Origin of the sequence: Pseudomonas sp. WC2401 (assembly GCF_041200115.1) — a bacterium.
GTDB classification, from domain to species: Bacteria; Pseudomonadota; Gammaproteobacteria; order Pseudomonadales; family Pseudomonadaceae; genus Aquipseudomonas; species Aquipseudomonas fragi.
In genome coordinates this window covers 4,907,566-4,923,396 of record NZ_CP165623.1, presented here as the reverse complement: position 1 = coordinate 4,923,396, position 15,831 = coordinate 4,907,566, and the positions used below count along the sequence as shown (strand labels likewise).

Sequence of the window (15,831 nt, the reverse complement as noted above, 5' to 3'; positions counted from 1 at the left end):
CACGAGTGGGCTGACATGCTGGCTATTTTCCTTCAGACGCTCACGATTACCGCCCCGGTGTTTGCCATGCTGTTTTTAGGCGTGGTGCTCAAGCGTGTGGGCTGGATCAACGACAACTTTATCCATACTGCGTCGGCACTGGTGTTTAACGTCACCATGCCGGCGTTGTTGTTTCTGGGTATTTTGCACGCCGACCTCAGGGCGGCCTTGCAGCCCAAGGTACTGGCGTATTTTGTCGTGGCGACCTTGCTCAGCTTTGCGCTGGCGTGGGGCTGGTCGATCTGGCGCTGCCCGCGGGAAGATCGCGGCATCTACACCCAGGGCGCCTTTCGCGGCAATAACGGGGTGGTCGGCCTGGCCCTGGCAGCCAGCATGTACGGCGACTACGGGATTTCGCTGGGGGCGGTGCTCGCCGGGCTGGTGATTTTGCTCTACAACACCCTGTCGACCATTGTGCTGGCGGTGTACAGCCCGGTGATCAAGTCCGATCCGTGGAGCATCTGCAAAAGTGTGGTCAAGAACCCGCTGATCATCAGTGTGCTGGCGGCCGTGCCGTTTGCGGTGTTCAAGATCGGCCTGCCTGGCTGGTTGCAGGCATCGGGCGAGTACCTGGCAGCGATGACCCTGCCGTTGGCACTGATTTGCATCGGCGGCACGCTGTCATTGGCCAGCCTGCGCAAAAGTGGCGATATGGCACTGAGCGCCAGCCTGGTGAAAATGGTCAGCATGCCGTTGCTGGCAACCCTGGGTGCCTGGCTGTGCGGCTTTCGCGGGCCGGAGTTGGGGATTCTGTTCCTGTACTTCGCCAGCCCCACGGCGGCGGCCAGTTATGTCATGGCCCGGGCGGCCAATGGCAATCACGAGTTGGCAGCTGCAATCATCGTGATCACCACCTTGATGGCGGCGCTCACCACCAATCTCGGCATCTTTGTGCTGCAGTGGGGTGGCTGGATCTAGTGCTGCCTACGCCACGCACGCAAGGTGCTGAGCAGCAGGAACAGCAGCAGCGCCGGCAGTACAAAGAACAGCATCAAATGCTCAAGCTTGCCCGCTAGCGGCATCCCGGTGGTAAACGACACCACATGCAGGCCATAGGCCAGGTACAGTCCCAGAAAGAGCAACCCTTCGCCCCGGGTGACGCGGTAGCCGGTGTAGAACACCGGCAGGCACAGTGCCGCGACTCCCAGCATCACCGGCAGATCGAACGCCAGGGCATTGGGTGATACCGACAGGGGCGCAGGTGCTACCAGGGCGGTCAGCCCGAGCACGCCCAGCAGGTTGAATACATTGCTGCCGATCACATTGCCCACGGCAATTTCGCGCTGGCCGCGAAAGGCGGCGATCAGCGAGGTAGCCAACTGCGGCAGCGACGTGCTGACAGCAATGATGGTCAGGCCGATGATCCGCTCCGACAGCCCCAGCTCGGTGGCGAGCGTGACTGCGGCGCCGAGCAACAGGTGCCCGGCAAGCCCCAGCAGCAGCAGGGCGGCCAGCATCAGTACGAGGTTGTGCAGCCAGGAGGTGCGCGGCAGGTCGTGGCGGGGGTGATGATGGCCGCTGTGGCGCGACTGGCGCAGCAGCAGGGCCAGGTAAACCAGCAGGCCGCCCAGCAGGACGACGCCGTCCAGGCGGTCGAGCTGCTTGTTCAGGGCCAGGGCAAACACCAGGCCGCTGGCGAGGATCATCAGCGGGATGTCCAGGCGCACCAGTTGGCGGGACACCCGCAAGGGGATGATCAGTGCCGAAAGGCCCAGGGTGACCAGAATATTGAAGATATTGCTGCCGATTACGCTGCCTACGGCAATGTCTGCCGTGTCATTGAGGGCGGCCTGCAGGCTGACGGTCAGTTGCGGTGCGCTGCTGCCCACGGCCACGAGGGTCAAGCCGATCAATAGCGGGCGCACCTTCAGGTTGGCGGCCATGCGCACGGCGCAACGCACCAGCAGTTCGGCCCCGGCGACCAGCAGCGCGAGGCCGCAGAGCAGTTGCAGCAGGTTCCACGGTGACAGCGTGCTCAAAGCCAAAATGGCGACCACTCCCTCAATTAATCATTCATGCCCTGGACCCGCACTTTGGCCGTGCCGCTGCGCAGCATGCCCAGTTGCTCGGCGGCCTGGCGGGAAAGATCTATCAGGCGGCCACGGGTGTGCGGTCCGCGATCATTGATGCGCACCACGACAGATTTGTTGTTGCTCAGGTTGGTGACCAGGACGCGCGTGCCGAAGGGTAGCTGACGATGGGCGGCCGTGAGGCCGTGCTGGTCGAAAGGCTCGCCACTGGCGGTACGTTTACCGTGGTGACGGGCGCCGTAATAAGAGGCGGTGCCGGTTTGATCATAGCCGCGGGGGTCTATGTCATGGCTGGCGCAGCCGGCGAGCAAGCTGAGCAGGGCGCAGGCGCCGAGTAGCCGCTTCATGGGGGGATCCTTATGTTGCGGGAAAAAACCACAAAACCCTGTGGGAGCGGGCTTGCTCGCGATGCGGGCGGCGCGGTGTTTCAGTAAGGTCCGCATCGATCCCATCGCGAGCAAGCCCGCTCCCACAGGTGTGTGGCTTAGCCTTCGAGCTTGCTCTTGAGCAATTCGTTGACCTGTTGCGGGTTGGCTTTGCCTTTGGAGGCTTTCATCGCCTGGCCCACGAAGAAGCCGAACATCTTGCCGCGCTTGGCTTCGTCTGCCGCACGGTATTGCTCGACCTGCTCGGCGTTGGCCGCCAGCATTTCATCCAGCACCTTTTCAATGGCGCCGCTGTCGGTCACTTGCTTGAGGCCACGTTTTTCAATGACTTCGTCGGCAGTGCCTTCGCCATTGGCCATCGCTTCAAGCACTACCTTGGCGATTTTGCCGGAGATGGTGTTGTCCTTGATGCGCTGCAGCATGCCGCCCAATTGCTCGGCGCTGACCGGCGACTGGTCGATGTCCAGGCCTTGCTTGTTAAGCAGGCTGCCCAGCTCAACCATCACCCAGTTGGCCGCCAGCTTGGCGTCGCCACTGATGCTCACGACTTTTTCGAAGTAGTCCGCCTGTTCGCGGCTCGAAGCCAGAACGCTGGCGTCGTAGGCCGACAGGCCGAACTGCGACTGGAAACGCTCGCGCTTTTGCGGTGGCAGTTCCGGCAGGGTGGCGCGCACGTCTTCGATGAACGAGTCCTCGATCACCACCGGCAGCAGGTCAGGGTCGGGGAAGTAACGGTAGTCGTTGGCTTCCTCCTTGCTGCGCATGGCGCGGGTTTCGTCTTTGTTCGGGTCGTACAGGCGAGTTTGCTGGATGACCTTGCCACCGTCTTCGATCAGCTCGATCTGGCGCTGGATTTCGCTGTTGATCGCCTTCTCGATAAAACGGAACGAGTTGACGTTCTTGATCTCGCAGCGCGTGCCGAACTCGGCCTGACCCACCGGGCGTACCGACACGTTGCAGTCGCAACGCAGCGAGCCTTCGGCCATATTGCCGTCACAGATGCCCAGGTAGCGTACCAGGGCGTGCATGGCCTTGACGTAGGCCACGGCCTCCTTGGCGCTGCGCATGTCCGGCTCGGAAACGATTTCCAGCAGCGGGGTGCCCGCGCGGTTCAGGTCGATGCCGGTGGAGCCGCTGAAGTCTTCGTGCAGGCTTTTGCCGGCGTCTTCTTCAAGGTGCGCACGGGTAATGCCGACACGTTTGACCGTGCCATCTTCCAGGGTGATGTCCAGGTGGCCCTTGCCGACAATCGGCAGCTCCATCTGGCTGATCTGGTAGCCCTTGGGCAGGTCGGGGTAGAAGTAGTTCTTGCGGGCGAACACGTTGTGCTGGCCGATTTCGGCGTCAACGGCCACGCCGAACATGACGGCCATGCGCACGGCTTCCTGGTTCAGCACCGGCAGTACGCCGGGCATGCCCAGGTCTACCAGGCTGGCCTGGGTGTTCGGTTCAGCGCCAAACGTGGTGGCACTACCGGAGAAAATCTTCGATTGGGTGGCGAGCTGGGAGTGAATTTCCAGTCCGATCACAACTTCCCATTGCATGTGTTTCTCCTCAGAAGCCGGCAGGTGAGCGCGTGTGCCAGTCAGTGTGCAACTGATACTGGTGAGCGACGTTGAGCAAGCGACCTTCCTGGAAGTAAGGCGCAAGCAGCTGCACGCCTACTGGCAAGCCATCGACAAAACCGGCTGGCATCGACAGGCCCGGCAGGCCCGCGAGGTTGGCGGTAATGGTGTAGACGTCTTCCAGGTAGGCCGAAACCGGGTCGCTGTTTTTAGCGCCGATTTTCCAGGCCGGGTTAGGCGTGGTTGGGCCGAGGATGATGTCGACTTCGTTGAACGCAGTCATGAAGTCGTTTTTGATCAGGCGACGGATTTTTTGCGCTTGCAGGTAGTAAGCGTCGTAGTAACCCGCCGACAGGGCGTAGGCACCGACCAGGATCCGGCGCTGTACTTCCGGGCCAAAGCCTTCGGCGCGCGAACGCTTGTACAGGTCGGTGAGGTCTTTCGGGTTTTCGCAGCGGTGGCCGAAGCGCACGCCGTCGAAACGCGACAGGTTGGACGAGGCCTCGGCAGGTGCGATGACGTAGTACGCAGGGATCGCGTGCTGCATGTTCGGCAGGCTGATCGGCTTGATCACGGCACCGAGCTTCTCCAGCTCTTTGATGCTGTTGTGGATCAGCTCGGCGATGCGCGCGTCGAGGCCTTCGCTGAAGAACTCCGCAGGCACGCCGATACGCAGGCCTTGCAGCGAACCGTTGAGGTTGGCGCTGAAGTCCGGTACGGGCTCGTCAATGCTGGTGGAGTCTTGTGGGTCGAAACCGGCCATGCCCTGCAGCAGGATGGCGCAATCTTCGGCAGTACGCGCTAACGGTCCAGCCTGGTCGAGGCTGGACGCGTAAGCGATCATGCCCCAGCGCGAAACGCGACCGTATGTCGGTTTCAGGCCTGTGAGGTTGGTCAGGGCTGCCGGCTGTCGGATAGATCCGCCAGTGTCGGTGCCCGTTGCCGCAGGCAACAGACGGGCGGCAACGGCTGCAGCCGAACCACCCGACGAACCGCCGGGTACGTGCTCAAGATTCCACGGGTTTTTGACCGCGCCGTAGTAGCTCGATTCGTTGGCCGAGCCCATCGCGAACTCGTCCATGTTGGTCTTGCCCAGGCTTACGGCGCCGGCTGCGGCCAGCTTGGCAACCACAGTGGCGTCGTAGGGTGCCTTGAAGTTGTCGAGCATCTTCGAGGCACAGCTGGTGCGCACGCCCAAGGTGCAGAACAGGTCCTTGTGAGCGATCGGCGCGCCCAGCAGGGCCCCGGTTTCACCGTTGGCGCGACGTGCGTCAGCGGCCCTTGCCTGCTCTAGCGCAAGGTCTTCGGTGAGGGTGATGAAGCTGTTGAGCTGAGGATCGAGCTGGGCGATACGCGCCAGCAGGGTCTTGGTCAGCTCTTCGGAAGAAAACTTTTTATCGGCGAGTCCGCGGGCGATCTCGGCCAGAGTCAATTGATGCATGCAGGCTCTTTCCCTTTACTCGATGACTTTCGGAACCAGATAAAGGCCGTTTTCGACCGCTGGTGCGATGGACTGATAAGCCTCGCGATGATTGCTTTCAGTCACGACGTCGGCACGCAGGCGCTGGCTGGCTTCCAGTGGGTGGGCCAGAGGCTCGATACCGGTAGTGTCAACGGCCTGCATCTGATCAATCAGCCCCAAAATGCTGTTAAGGGCTTCGGTGGTGCGTGGAATATCGGCATCATTGAGGCCAAGACGGGCCAAATGTGCGATTTTTTCCACGTCGGAGCGGTCTAGCGCCATGGGATTCTCCAGTGGAAAACAGGACGGATGCTATCCGTGTGTTAGATTGTCGGAACACTACCGCATTTCTACGGTCATATGGCCGCGATTATGGGAGTTGGTGCTCAGAAAAGCGCCCAATTTAACATATTGGCGCCTTGCCCAAAATCCCTGTCGTTGTTAGAGTTTGCCGCACTTTTTTACCCACGCGTTGCCTAGGGTCCCTTTCCCATGTTCAAGAAACTGCGTGGCATGTTTTCCAGCGATCTTTCCATCGACCTGGGCACTGCCAACACCCTTATTTACGTGCGTGAGCGCGGTATTGTCCTGAATGAACCATCGGTTGTGGCCATTCGGACACACGGTAACCAGAAAAGTGTCGTTGCCGTCGGCACCGAGGCCAAGCGCATGCTCGGCCGTACACCGGGCAACATTGCTGCCATTCGTCCGATGAAGGACGGCGTTATTGCCGATTTCAGCGTTTGCGAAAAAATGCTGCAGTACTTCATCAACAAGGTGCATGAAAACAGTTTCCTGCAGCCAAGCCCGCGAGTGCTGATTTGCGTGCCTTGCAAATCGACTCAGGTAGAGCGTCGCGCCATCCGTGAATCGGCACTCGGTGCCGGTGCGCGTGAAGTGTTCCTGATCGAAGAACCAATGGCTGCGGCCATCGGTGCGGGCCTGCCGGTTGAAGAAGCCCGCGGTTCGATGGTGGTCGATATCGGTGGCGGTACCACAGAAATCGCACTCATCTCCCTCAACGGTGTGGTTTACGCTGAATCCGTTCGGGTTGGCGGCGACCGTTTCGACGAGGCGATCATCACTTATGTGCGTCGCAACTACGGCAGCCTGATCGGCGAGTCGACGGCGGAGCGCATCAAGCAGGAAATCGGTACAGCCTACCCGGGCGGTGAAGTGCGTGAAGTCGACGTGCGCGGCCGTAACCTGGCAGAAGGCGTGCCGCGTGCCTTCACCCTGAACTCCAATGAAGTGCTCGAGGCTCTGCAAGAGTCCCTGGCAACCATCGTTCAGGCCGTGAAAAGTGCGCTGGAGCAGTCCCCGCCAGAGCTGGCTTCGGACATCGCCGAGCGTGGCCTGGTACTGACCGGTGGTGGCGCCTTGCTGCGTGACCTCGACAAGCTGCTGGCCCAGGAAACCGGCCTGCCGGTGATTGTTGCCGAAGACCCGCTGACCTGCGTTGCGCGTGGCGGTGGCCGTGCGCTGGAAATGATGGATAAACACACGATGGATCTGCTCTCCAGCGAATAAGATCGCCGGGTGCAGTCCTTTGGTTATCATCAAAAGGTAGCACTTTGCAGTGCTGCCTTTTGGCGTTTATCTTTTGTCAATCTTCATCCAGGCCGCTTGAAGCCGCATGAATAAATTGAACACTTGCCCCGGAGGAGCGGCTTATTAAACCGCTCTTTTCCAAAGGCCCCTCATTGGGCGTGCGCTTTCTGGTGCTGGTCGTGCTATCGGTCACGCTGATGGTAGTGGACGCTCGCTTCACGTTGCTCAAGCCCGTGCGCAGTCAAATGTCGCTGGTGCTGATGCAGTCCTACTGGATCACCGATTTGCCGCAGCGCTTGTGGCAGGGCGTGGCCAGTCAGTTCGGCAGCCGTACCGAACTGGTGGCCGAGAACGAAAAACTCAAGACCGAAAACCTTCTGCTTCAAGGCCGCATGCAAAAGCTGGCCGCCTTGACCGAGCAGAACGTGCGCCTGCGCGAGTTGCTCAACTCTTCTGCGCTGGTCAACGAAAAGGTTGAAGTGGCCGAGTTGATCGGCATGGACCCCAACCCCTTCACTCATCGCATCATCATCAACAAGGGTGAGCGCGATGGCGTTGTATTGGGGCAGCCGGTGCTTGATGCACGCGGGCTGATGGGCCAGGTGGTCGAGTTGATGCCCTACACCTCGCGTGTGTTGCTGCTGACCGATACCACCCACAGTATTCCGGTACAGGTGAACCGTAATGGCTTGCGGGCGATTGCCAGCGGTACAGGCAACCCTGAAAGCCTTGAATTGCGTCATGTCGCCGACACGGCCGATATCAAGGTGGGCGACCTGCTGGTCAGCTCGGGTCTGGGGCAGCGTTTCCCTGCCGGTTACCCGGTGGCAACGGTCAAGGAAGTGATTCACGACTCCGGCCAGCCTTTTGCCATTGTGCGCGCCGTGCCGACCGCAGCCCTGAACCGCAGCCGCTACCTGTTGCTGGTATTCAGTGACAGCCGCACTCCTGAAGAGCGGGCCAACGACGCGGCCAAGGCGCAACAGGCCGAGCAGAATGGTGAACCGGCGCCGATCATTCCGGCCACCGTGCCCAAGCCGGCGCCAACGGTTGCCCCGGCGGCCGTCCCTGCCGTTCCTGCACCTGCGGTGACCGAACCCAAGGCCGTTAAAAAGCCTGTGCCAGCTGCAACCCCTGCCGCCAAGCCGCCAGCCGCCGTGCCGGCCACTACCCGGGAGAGGCAATAAATGGCGAGTACCCGTTCGCGTAACGGCTGGATGATCTGGCTGACGTTTGCCATCGGCCTGTTGCTCAGCATTTCACCGATGCCACAGTTCATGGAAATCCTGCGCCCGCTCTGGCTGGCCTTGTTGCTGGCCTTCTGGGCCTTGTACATGCCGCATAAAGTGGGCATGGTCACCGCGTTTTGCCTGGGCCTGGCCGAAGATGTGCTGTATGGCACGCTGCTGGGGCAGAATGCCCTGACGCTGACCCTGATCACTTTCCTGGTTCTGTCCCTTCAGCAACGCCTGCGGGTGTTCCCGATGTGGCAGCAATGCCTGGTGTTGTTGGTGATCTTCGGTCTGGCCCAGCTTGCCCAGTTGTGGCTCAGTGCCTTGACTGGCAATCGCCAGCCGACCCTGGCGCTGGTATTGCCGGGCGTGGTCAGTGCCTTGCTGTGGCCGTGGATCAGCTACGGGCTGCGCGGGCTGTGCCGACGTTTCAAAATCAATTAACTGGATACGAGCCATTTCCTGGTTTGTTCACCTCGACAGGGAGATGTCTTGATGACTTCACTTTATCTGGCTTCCGGCTCACCGCGGCGGCGTGAGCTGCTGACGCAAATCGGCGTGCCGTTTGAAACGGTCAGTGCCGCCATTGACGAAACGCCCCTGCCGAATGAATCCCCGGTGGCCTATGTCGAGCGTCTGGCGCTCGAAAAGGCCCGGGCCGGGCACCAACACTTGTCAAACACTCCACCCAACGGCGCGTTCTGCGTGCTGGGTGCCGACACGGCCGTGGTGCTGGATGAACGCATTCTGGGCAAACCGGTCGACGAGGCCGATGCCTTGGCTATGCTCATGGCGCTGTCCGGGCGCGAGCATGAGGTGTTGACTGCCATCGCGATCATGGACGCCGGGCGCTGCGAAACCCGCGTGGTGCGCAGCCAGGTGCGCTTTCGTAACATCAGTACACAAGAAGCCCGCCTGTACTGGGCCAGCGGCGAACCCCAGGACAAGGCCGGTGGTTATGCTATCCAGGGGCTGGCCGCGGTGTTTGTCGCGGGGCTCAATGGCAGCTATTCCGCTGTAGTGGGGCTGCCCGTGTGCGAAACCGCAGAACTGCTCGGGCATTTCGGCATACCCTGTTGGCAAAACCTTACCGTGCGCTGAATACGGCACCTACGAGACGTGGCACTACTGTGATGACGCCTGAACGAGACCCAGCCATGAGTGAAGAGATCCTGATCAACATCACGCCGATGGAATCGCGCGTGGCGGTGGTAGAGAACGGTGTTCTGCAAGAGGTGCATGTCGAGCGTACCCAGCGCCGGGGCATTGTCGGCAATATCTACAAAGGCAAGATTGTCAGGGTTTTGCCCGGTATGCAGGCTGCCTTTGTCGATATTGGCCTGGATCGTGCGGCTTTTATCCATGCCTCCGAAATTTCCCTGCGTGAAGGCCAGGCCGTTGAGAGCATCGGTACCCTGGTGCATGAAGGCCAGAGCCTGGTGGTGCAAGTCACCAAAGACCCGATTGGTTCCAAAGGCGCACGCCTGACCACGCAACTGTCGATTCCTTCGCGCTACCTGGTGTACATGCCGCGTACCGCCCATGTCGGCATCTCCCTGAAGATCGAAGACGAAGCCGAGCGTGAACGCCTCAAGCAGGTGGTCAGCGATTGCGTGGCCCAGGAAGGTATCAAGGAAGCCGGCGGTTTTATCCTGCGCACGGCGGCCGAAGGGGCCGGCGCGGATGAGATCCTCATGGACATCCGCTACCTGCGGCGCTTGTGGGATCAGATCGGTGCCCAGATCAAGACTGTTGGTGCGCCGACGGTGATCTACGAAGACCTGGGCCTGGCACTGCGCACCTTGCGCGATCTGGTCAGCCCCAAGATCGAGAAAATTCGCATCGATTCGCGGGAAACCTTCCAGCGGACCACGCAGTTTGTGGCCGAACTGATGCCGGAAATCGCCGACCGCCTTGAGCACTACCCGGGCGAACGGCCGATTTTCGATTTGTACGGCGTTGAAGACGAAATCCAGAAAGCCCTGGACCGCAAGGTGCCGCTCAAGTCCGGCGGTTATCTGGTGGTGGACCCGGCTGAAGCCATGACCACCATCGACGTCAACACGGGCGCGTTTGTGGGGCATCGCAACCTTGAAGAAACCATCTTCAAGACCAACCTCGAAGCCGCCACCGCCATTGCCCGTCAACTGCGCCTGCGCAACCTGGGCGGTATCATCATCATCGACTTCATCGACATGGAAGATGAAGAGCACCAGCGCCAGGTGATTCGCACCCTGGAAAAACAGCTGGAGCGCGACCACGCCAAGACCAACATCATCGGCATCACCGAGCTGGGCCTGGTGCAGATGACCCGCAAGCGTACCCGCGAGAGCCTGGAGCAGGTCTTGTGCGAGCCGTGCGTGTGCTGCCAGGGCCGGGGCAAGCTGAAAACCCCGGAAACCATCTGCTACGAGATTTTCCGCGAAATCCTGCGTGAGGCCCGGGCCTATCAAGCCACCGGTTATCGGGTCCTGGCCAACCAGCGGGTGGTCGACCGCCTGCTGGACGAAGAGTCGGGCAATGTCGCGGAACTCGAAGGCTTTATCGGGCGCACGATTCGCTTTCAGGTCGAAACCATGTATTCCCAGGAACAATACGACGTGGTGCTGCTCTGAAGTATCAAGCGTCGTATAGCGTTACAAAGGGGCTGAACCCGGCTCCTTCGATCATTACTGAAGGGGCCACCTGACATGGAGCGTCTGACACGCTTTTTTGCCGCGCTGACCCGTTGGGGGTTGGGCGCATGCGCTCTGGTTTTGGTGCTGACGGCGTTGTACGTCAGCATCGGCCGTGAATTGACCCCGCTGATTGCCGAATACCGCGTAGAGGTTCAGAACAAAGCCCGTGACGCCCTGGGCATGCCATTGACCATTGGCAGCCTTGAAGGAAGCTGGAGCGGCATGGTGCCGGTACTGAAGGCCCACGATGTGATGGTCGGCGAGGGTAACAGCGCCCTGCGCCTTGACGAAGTGCAGGTGGTGCCCGATGTGTTGGCCAGCCTGTTGAACCGCGATATCCGCATTGCCCGCGTGCAGCTTAATGGCCTGCAACTGAGCCTGCGCCAGGATGAGCACGGCCACTGGACCCTCGAGGGGCTGCCAGTGCAGGACGACCAGCCGCTGGACCCTGAGCAGTTGCTCACCCAGTTGCAGCATGTGGCGCGATTGTCGGTGCTCGACAGCCAGGTGACCCTGGAACCCTACAAGCAAGCCCCGCTGACCCTGACCTATGTAGGGCTGACCCTGGACGTCGGCGCCTCGGACCAGCGCCTCGATGCGCGCCTGACCTTGCCCGATGGCCAGCCCGTGGCGTTGAGCCTCAGCACCCAGGTCCAGGCCAGCCATTGGCGTGACGGCGCGGCCCAGGCCTATGTAAGCCTGCCGCAAAGTGACTGGGCCAAGTGGCTGCCGGCCTCGCTGATTGCGCCGTGGAAAGTCTCTGAGCTCAAGGCGGGTGGCGAACTCTGGTTCAACTGGAGCCAGGGCTCGGTGCAGAGCGCCGTGGCGCGCCTGAATGCGCCCAAACTGAGCGGCGCCTATGCCGGGCGCAAACCCGAGACCATCGAAAACCTGGCCCTGCATGCCTGGGCCGAGCGCGGCAAGCAGGGCTTCAAGGTGGTGCTCGATTCATTGGCCATGAACCTGGGCAAGACCCGTTGGGAAACCCGTCTGCAATTGCAGCAGTTCGCGGCCACCGACAAGGAGCAGGAGCGCTGGCACCTGCAGGCCGACCGCCTGGACCTGACCCCGATCACGCCGCTGATGGACTCGCTGGCCCCCGTGCCGGAGGCCGTCGCCACCGTTATCGACCAGTTGAGCGTGACGGGCACATTGCGCAAAGTACTGGCCGACTATCGTCCGGCCGCCACGGACGATCAAAAAATCAGTTTCGCGGCCAATCTGGAGCAGGTCGGCTTCAATGCCACCCACGGTGCTCCGGCGGCACGCAACGTCAGTGGCCTGATCAGCGGTGACCTGGGCAAGGGCGAACTGCGCCTGGACAGCAAGGACTTCATGCTGCACCTGGACCCGATCTTCGCCAAGCCCTGGCAGTACCTGCAAGCCAATGCCCTGCTGACCTGGACGCTGAACAAGGACAGCTTCACCCTGGTTGCCCCCTACATCAAAGTGCTGGGAGAAGAGGGCAAGATCGCGGCTGACTTCTTGATCCGTATTCACCTCGACCATTCCCAAGAAGACTACATGGACCTGCGGGTTGGTCTTACGGATGGCGACGGCAGTTTTACTCCCAAGTACCTGCCTGAAGTGCTGAGCCCGGCCCTGACCGAATGGCTGAGCACGGCGATTATCAAGGGTGCGGTCGAAGAAGGGTTTTTCCAGTACCAGGGCTCCCTGAGCCACGACGCCGTCGCGGCGGCGCGCAATATCAGTTTGTTTTTCAAGGTGCATGGCGCCGAACTGGCGTTCCAGCCTGGCTGGCCCCATGTGCGTGATGTCTCGGGCGACGTGTTTATCGAAGACAGCGGCGTGCGGATCATGGCCAGCAAAGGCCAGTTGCTCGACACCCAGGTGCGCAACGTGGCCGTCAACATCCCGCATGTGCCAGCAGGCAAGGTCAGCCATCTGTTTCTGGACGGGAATTTTGATGGCGGGCTGGGCGACGGCCTGAAAATCCTTCAGGAAGCCCCCATTGGCACCGCCGAAACCTTTGCTGGCTGGCAGGGCGAAGGTTCGCTCAAGGGCCGCGTTGATCTGGATATCCCGCTGGAAAAAAGCGTGGAGCCGAAAATCCTGGTGGACTTCAGCACCGACAAGGCCCGCCTGAAAATCAGTGAACCCGAGCTTGAGCTGACCCAGCTCAAGGGCGATTTTCGCTTCGACAGTGCCAAGGGCCTGAGCGGCAAAGGCATCAGTGCGCGGGCGTTCGATCGCCCGATCACCGCGCAGATTTTTGCCGATGGCAAGCCCGGTCGTATCAGCACCCGGGTAGTGGCCAGCGGTCAGGTGGGGGTGAAAAAGCTCACGGACTGGCTCAAGTTCAATCAACCGATCCCTATAAGCGGCGATTTGCCATATCAATTGCAACTCACCCTCGACGGTGCCGACAGCCAGTTGCGGGTCAGCTCCAGCCTCAAGGGGGCGGTGGTTGATCTGCCTGCGCCCTTTGGGCTGGCGGCCAATGAAAGTCGCAACAGTGTGTTCCGTATGACCCTGCAAGGAGCCGAACGGCGTTACTGGTTTGACTACGGCGACCTGGCCAACCTGACCTTTGCCGCGCCCGACGGCAAGTTCGAAGACGGGCGCGGCGAGCTGTTTTTGGGCAGTGGTGCCCCGGTATTGCCGACTACCAAGGGCCTGCGTATTCGCGGTGTGCTGTCGGAACTCGACGTAGCCCCCTGGCAGGCGCTGGTGGAGCGTTATGCCGGCAATGACCCGGGCGGCAGTGCCAAGCAACTGCTCAGCAGTGCGGACTTTAAAGTCGGCAAGTTGATTGCCTTCGGCACCCAATTGGATCAGGTGCGTCTGGTCATGAAGCGCGTTGCCGCCTCCTGGGCGCTGCAAATCGACAGCAAGCAGGCCATTGGTGCAGTGACCCTGCCGGATGCGAAAAACGCGCCGATTGTGGTCAATATGCAGACCATTCGCCTGCCGGCCCCCGACCCCAAGGTGGTGGCGGATGACAACGCCCCCGATCCGCTGGCGGCGGTCGACCCGCGTAAAATACCGGCGCTGGACATCATTATTCGCCAGCTTTACCAGGGCTCTGAGTTGCTGGGTGCCTGGTCGCTCAACATTCGGCCCAACAGCCGCGGCATCAGCCTGACCAGCCTCAACCTGGGGCTCAAAGGCATGCTGCTTGAAGGTTCGGGCGGTTGGGAAGGGGTGGCGGGTAACAGCAAGAGCTGGTATCAGGGGCGCCTGGGTGGCGGCAACCTGGCCACGGTGCTGAAGAACTGGGGCTTTGCCCCCAGCGTCACCAGCGACAACTTTCATGTGGACATCGATGGCAGCTGGCCCGGTTCGCCAGCGTGGATTGGCCTCAAGCGTTTCTCCGGCACACTGGACGCCTCGCTCAACAAGGGGCAGTTTGTGGAAGTCGACGGCAGCGCCCAGGTGCTGCGCATTTTTGGCTTGCTCAACTTCAACGCCATTGGCCGTCGCCTGCGCCTGGACTTCTCCGACCTGTTCGGCAAGGGCCTGAGCTATGACCGGGTCAAGGGCGTGCTCAATGCCCGCAGCGGCGTGTACAGCACAGGCAAGCCGATCCTGATGACCGGGCCGTCCACCAATCTGGAACTTAACGGTACATTGAACATGGTCACCGACCGGGTCGACGCCAAGCTGCTGGTGACCTTGCCCGTGACTAACAACCTGCCTCTTGCCGCCTTGCTGGTGGGCGGGCCGGCAGCGGGCGGGGCGATGTTCCTGCTCAACAAGCTGATCGGTGACCAGGTGTCGCGCTTCGCCAGCGTGCAATACAGCATCCAGGGCCCGTGGAACGATCCGAAAATCACCTTCGACAAGCCTTTTGAAAAAAACTAGGCGTAGCATTGTCCTCAGATCCGGCTCCCACAAAACCAGTGGGGGCTGGCTTGCCTGCGATGCGGGCGCCGAGATATGTCAGGCAAATCGCGGCGATGCCCTCGCGGGCAAGCCCGACTCCCACAAAAGGGTTTTTTCGATCAGGAATACGTCATGTCGCTAGCAGTGATTCAAATGGTCAGCCAGAGCGATGTGCTGGCCAATCTGGCCCAGGCCCGTCGCCTGCTGGAGGAGGCTGCCCAAGGCGGTGCGCAACTGGCCGTGTTGCCCGAGAACTTTGCCGCGATGGGCCGTCGCGATACAGCCGCCATCGGCCGTGGCGAGGCCTTGGGCGAGGGCCTGATCCTGCCCTGGTTGAAACAGACCGCCCGCGACCTCAAGTTATGGATAGTTGCCGGCACTTTGCCTCTGCCGCCAGAGGGTCAACCTCAAGCCAAGGTCAATGCCTGTTCACTGCTCATCAATGCCGAGGGTGAATGCGCTGCCCGATACGACAAACTGCACTTGTTTGACGTGGATGTGTCCGATAACCGTGGCCGCTACCGTGAGTCTGATGACTATGCTCATGGGGGGCGTGTGGTCGTGGCGGATACCCCGGTCGGCAAGTTGGGCCTGAGCGTATGTTATGACCTGCGCTTCCCGGAGCTGTACAGTGAGCTACGCGCCGCTGGCGCTGAACTGATTACCGCGCCCTCGGCCTTTACTGCGGTCACGGGCGAGGCCCATTGGGAGGTACTCATTCGCGCCCGCGCCATTGAAACCCAGTGCTACATCCTCGCAGCGGCCCAGGGCGGCATTCACCCCGGCCCGCGGGAAACCTGGGGGCATGCAGCCATTATCGACCCCTGGGGGCGGGTGCTGGCCGAGCAGGCGCAAGGCGAGGGCGTATTACTGGCCCGCCGCGATGCCGCTGAGCAAGCGGATATCCGGGCACGCATGCCGGTGGTGAGCCATCGGCGGTTTAACGCCCAGCTAATTTAGGTGGGAGCGGGCTTGCTCGCGATGCAGACGACGCGGTGTCACCGTTGCACCGTATTGATGCCATCGCGAGCAAGCCCGCTCC

13 protein-coding genes are annotated in these 15,831 nt (G+C 61.1%); 8 read left to right on the top strand and 5 right to left on the bottom strand.

The genetic code is table 11. The features are described 5' to 3' along the window. Positions 1–15: 15 nt before the first annotated feature. A complete protein-coding gene (locus AB3G35_RS22670; protein ID WP_086798674.1) occupies positions 16–957 on the top strand; it encodes an AEC family transporter in 942 nt (313 codons plus the stop codon). Here AB3G35_RS22670 and AB3G35_RS22665 read toward each other — a convergent pair. The 5 genes from AB3G35_RS22665 to gatC all read right to left on the bottom strand — a co-directional run bounded on the left by AB3G35_RS22665 (position 954) and on the right by gatC (position 5,764). Continuing rightward, entirely contained in the window at positions 954–1,994 is a 1,041-nt protein-coding gene (locus AB3G35_RS22665; RefSeq protein ID WP_029611532.1) for a calcium/sodium antiporter, read from the bottom strand. The genes AB3G35_RS22670 and AB3G35_RS22665 overlap by 4 nt on opposite strands. Positions 1,995–2,044: 50 nt before the next feature. Then, a complete protein-coding gene (locus AB3G35_RS22660; RefSeq protein ID WP_016781776.1) occupies positions 2,045–2,416 on the bottom strand; it encodes a septal ring lytic transglycosylase RlpA family protein in 372 nt (123 codons plus the stop codon). A 137-nt stretch (positions 2,417–2,553) separates the two neighbouring features. Beyond that, positions 2,554–3,999: an Asp-tRNA(Asn)/Glu-tRNA(Gln) amidotransferase subunit GatB gene (gene gatB / locus AB3G35_RS22655; protein WP_016781777.1), complete on the bottom strand. Its 1,446-nt coding sequence runs from the start codon at positions 3,997–3,999 to the stop codon at positions 2,554–2,556. A 10-nt stretch (positions 4,000–4,009) separates the two neighbouring features. Further along, positions 4,010–5,461, bottom strand: a complete 1,452-nt coding sequence (gene gatA, locus AB3G35_RS22650) for an Asp-tRNA(Asn)/Glu-tRNA(Gln) amidotransferase subunit GatA (protein ID WP_083369631.1) — start codon at positions 5,459–5,461, stop codon at positions 4,010–4,012. Between the two features lie 15 nt (positions 5,462–5,476). Beyond that, positions 5,477–5,764: an Asp-tRNA(Asn)/Glu-tRNA(Gln) amidotransferase subunit GatC gene (gatC, locus tag AB3G35_RS22645; RefSeq protein WP_016781778.1), complete on the bottom strand. Its 288-nt coding sequence runs from the start codon at positions 5,762–5,764 to the stop codon at positions 5,477–5,479. A 210-nt stretch (positions 5,765–5,974) separates the two neighbouring features. Here gatC and mreB point away from each other — a divergent pair, with 210 nt between their 5' ends. From mreB to AB3G35_RS22610, 7 genes are all read left to right on the top strand, one after another. Continuing rightward, complete coding sequence (gene mreB, locus AB3G35_RS22640) at positions 5,975–7,012, top strand: rod shape-determining protein MreB (RefSeq protein ID WP_002555108.1); 1,038 nt, start codon at positions 5,975–5,977, stop codon at positions 7,010–7,012. 143 nt (positions 7,013–7,155) lie between these two features. After that, positions 7,156–8,220 carry a rod shape-determining protein MreC gene (mreC, locus tag AB3G35_RS22635; protein WP_086798672.1) on the top strand — a complete coding sequence of 355 codons (1,065 nt, stop codon included), beginning with the start codon at positions 7,156–7,158 and terminating at the stop codon, positions 8,218–8,220. Further along, the gene (gene mreD / locus AB3G35_RS22630; RefSeq protein ID WP_016781780.1) at positions 8,221–8,709 is read left to right on the top strand and encodes a rod shape-determining protein MreD; all 489 of its coding nucleotides are present in this window, start codon (positions 8,221–8,223) and stop codon (positions 8,707–8,709) included. Positions 8,710–8,760: 51 nt separating this feature from the next. After that, positions 8,761–9,366 (top strand): nucleoside triphosphate pyrophosphatase, encoded by a 606-nt coding sequence (locus tag AB3G35_RS22625; RefSeq protein WP_086798670.1) that lies wholly within the window; start codon positions 8,761–8,763, stop codon positions 9,364–9,366. A gap of 56 nt (positions 9,367–9,422) precedes the next feature. Beyond that, entirely contained in the window at positions 9,423–10,880 is a 1,458-nt protein-coding gene (gene rng, locus AB3G35_RS22620) for a ribonuclease G (RefSeq protein WP_016781782.1), read from the top strand. A gap of 75 nt (positions 10,881–10,955) precedes the next feature. After that, on the top strand, positions 10,956–14,768 hold the full coding sequence (locus AB3G35_RS22615; RefSeq protein ID WP_369782152.1) for a YhdP family protein: 3,813 nt from the start codon (positions 10,956–10,958) through the stop codon (positions 14,766–14,768). A gap of 153 nt (positions 14,769–14,921) precedes the next feature. Further along, positions 14,922–15,749, top strand: coding sequence for a carbon-nitrogen hydrolase family protein (locus AB3G35_RS22610; RefSeq protein ID WP_134049646.1), 828 nt, complete (start codon positions 14,922–14,924; stop codon positions 15,747–15,749). Positions 15,750–15,831 lie beyond the last annotated feature (82 nt).